The organism is uncultured Mailhella sp. (assembly GCF_905187505.1).
GTDB lineage: Bacteria > Desulfobacterota > Desulfovibrionia > Desulfovibrionales > Desulfovibrionaceae > Mailhella.
Map to the genome: position 1 here is coordinate 1 of NZ_CAJJIC010000198.1, position 2368 is coordinate 2368.

The following is a 2368-nucleotide window of genomic DNA, read 5'->3' on the forward strand; positions in this document are numbered from 1 at the left end:
TGCCGGGCGTGTCCGTCAAGGCCGCCATTTCCAGGCGGTGAGCGTATGAATGTTCAGCGCTGTCTTGACGTAATTCAGATGCTTTTCGAGGGAAGGCTTCCTGAATCTTCGGAGCTTTCTTCCTTCATAGATGCGTGTGCTCCCGAGGCCTTTTCCGGTCCCGTTCCTGCCGAAGCGGCGGCTATGGAAGTCTCCTTTCTGAAGAAGGCCGGACTGTCGGAATGCGTGCCTGCGCCCTCTGGAGAGGGAAAGAAAAACTCTCTTTCTCCCGACGAGGCAGGGTATGTGCGCGACGTTTTGTTCGAGCGCGCCAGGTGCAGAGCTCAGGAACATTTCGGCAACAGAATTTATGTCCGCGGACTTATTGAAATTTCAAATATCTGCCGTCAGAACTGCCGCTATTGCGGCATAAGGGCCGGCAATGCCCTGGCTGAACGCTACAGGCTTTCGCCCGAACAGATCCTGGAATGCTGCGAGCATGGCCACGGGCTGGGATTCCGTACGTTTGTTCTTCAGGGAGGAGAGGATGCCTGGTTCACGGATGAACGGCTCGCGGATCTTCTGAGACGCATCAAGTCGGCCTGGCCGGACTGCGCCGTGACGCTGTCCGTCGGGGAACGGTCTCTTGCCTCCTATAGTCTTCTCCGAAAGGCCGGGGCAGATCGTTTTCTTCTCCGGCATGAAACGGCCGATCCCGTCCACTATGCCAAGCTGCATCCTGCAGCGCAGTCCTGGCAGAATCGCATGAACTGCCTTCGCTCACTCAAGGCATGCGGCTATCAGACCGGGGCCGGATTCATGGTCGGCTCTCCCTGGCAGACCACGGACTGCCTTGTGGAGGATCTGCTTTTTCTGCGGAACTTTCAGCCGGAGATGGTGGGCATAGGACCGTTCATCCCCCATGCGCAGACGCCTTTTGCCGGTTTTCCTTCCGGGAGCGTGGAAAGAACGCTTGTCATGGTGGCCATGACGAGACTGCTGCTGCCGTTTTCCATGCTTCCTGCCACTACGGCGCTGGGGACGGCTGCAGGGGACGGCAGGGAGCGGGGCATTCTTGCCGGGGCAAACGTGCTCATGCCCAATCTTTCCCCCAGAGAGGCCAGGGCCCGCTATCGTCTTTACAACAACAAGTTGTCGGAAGGGGCGGAATGCGCCGACAACATCAGGGAGCTCAGGAAGCGCATTCAGGCTATCGGCTACGAAATCGTCGTCGACAGAGGCGATTTCAAATCCTGCTGAAGCAGCTTCCGGGGCACAGGCATTCAAGGAGATTGTCATGTCCGACACCATCAATGATACACCCCGTTCCGGGCGTCTGCACATAGGCATTTACGGCAGGCGCAACGCGGGCAAGTCTTCACTCATCAACGCCATCACGGGGCATGAGACCGCCATCGTTTCCGATACGGCGGGAACGACGACCGATCCGGTATACAAGTCCATGGAGATTCACGGACTCGGACCCTGTGTGCTCATAGATACGGCCGGCTTTGACGACAGCGGCCCCATGGGCAAGCTCAGAGTGGAAAAAACCCGTCTTGCCCTGGAAAAGACGGACATGGCGCTGCTCGTGCTTGCCGATGACGCCGATCTTTCCTCGGAAAAGGAGTGGGCTTCTTCTCTGAGAGCCAGGAAGACGCCGTTCATCGTGGTTCTCAACAAGATGGACGAGCATGACGCTTCCGAACTTGAGACCATGCGTGCCCATGTGGCCGACGTGCTGGGACAGGAACCGGTGCTTGTCAGCGCAAAGGAGGGAACGAACATGGCTTCCCTGCGTGAGGCCATGTTGCGTCTGGTGCCTGCCGACTGGGGCAAGCTGGAGCTTACCGGCAGACTCTGCGGAGAAGGGGATGTGGTCATGCTGGTCATGCCGCAGGACATACAGGCCCCGCAGGGGCGTCTTATTCTGCCGCAGGTGCAGGTGACCCGGGAGCTTCTGGACAAGAAGTGCATCGTTGCCAGTTGTACGGCCGACAAGATCGCCCAGACGCTGAAGGCTCTTTCTCAGCCCCCTCATCTCATCATTACCGACTCGCAGGTGTTCGGCGAGGTATGGAAGCTCAAGCCGGAACAGAGTCTGCTTACGTCCTTTTCCATCCTTATGGCAGGGTACAAGGGGGATATAGAGGAGTTCCTCAGGGGAGCGGAAGCCATCGACCGGTTGACGCCGCATTCCCGAGTACTCATTGCCGAAGCCTGTACGCACGTTCCCCTTGCTGAGGACATCGGTCGGGAGAAGATACCCCGTCGTCTGAGGGCCCGCTTCGGGGATGCGATTGAGGTTCAGGTGGTGAGCGGTACGGATTTCCCGTCGGATCTCACGCAGTATGATCTCATCATTCATTGCGGGGCCTGCATGTTCAAT

General features: G+C 58.2%; 2 protein-coding genes. Both read left to right on the top strand.

Annotated elements, in window-relative coordinates:
• Positions 1–183 precede the first annotated feature (183 nt).
• Entirely contained in the window at positions 184–1239 is a 1056-nt protein-coding gene (gene hydE, locus QZZ60_RS11265) for a [FeFe] hydrogenase H-cluster radical SAM maturase HydE (protein ID WP_295641452.1), read from the top strand.
• A 37-nt stretch (positions 1240–1276) separates the two neighbouring features.
• On the top strand, positions 1277–2368 hold a 1092-nt coding region (gene hydF, locus QZZ60_RS11270), incomplete at its 3' end, for a [FeFe] hydrogenase H-cluster maturation GTPase HydF (RefSeq protein ID WP_295641454.1).

Excerpts from the sequence above, each read along its gene's own strand:
- hydE (WP_295641452.1), top strand. The coding sequence starts at position 184 with ATGGAAGTCTCCTTTCTGAAGAAGGCCGGACTGTCGGAATGCGTGCCT.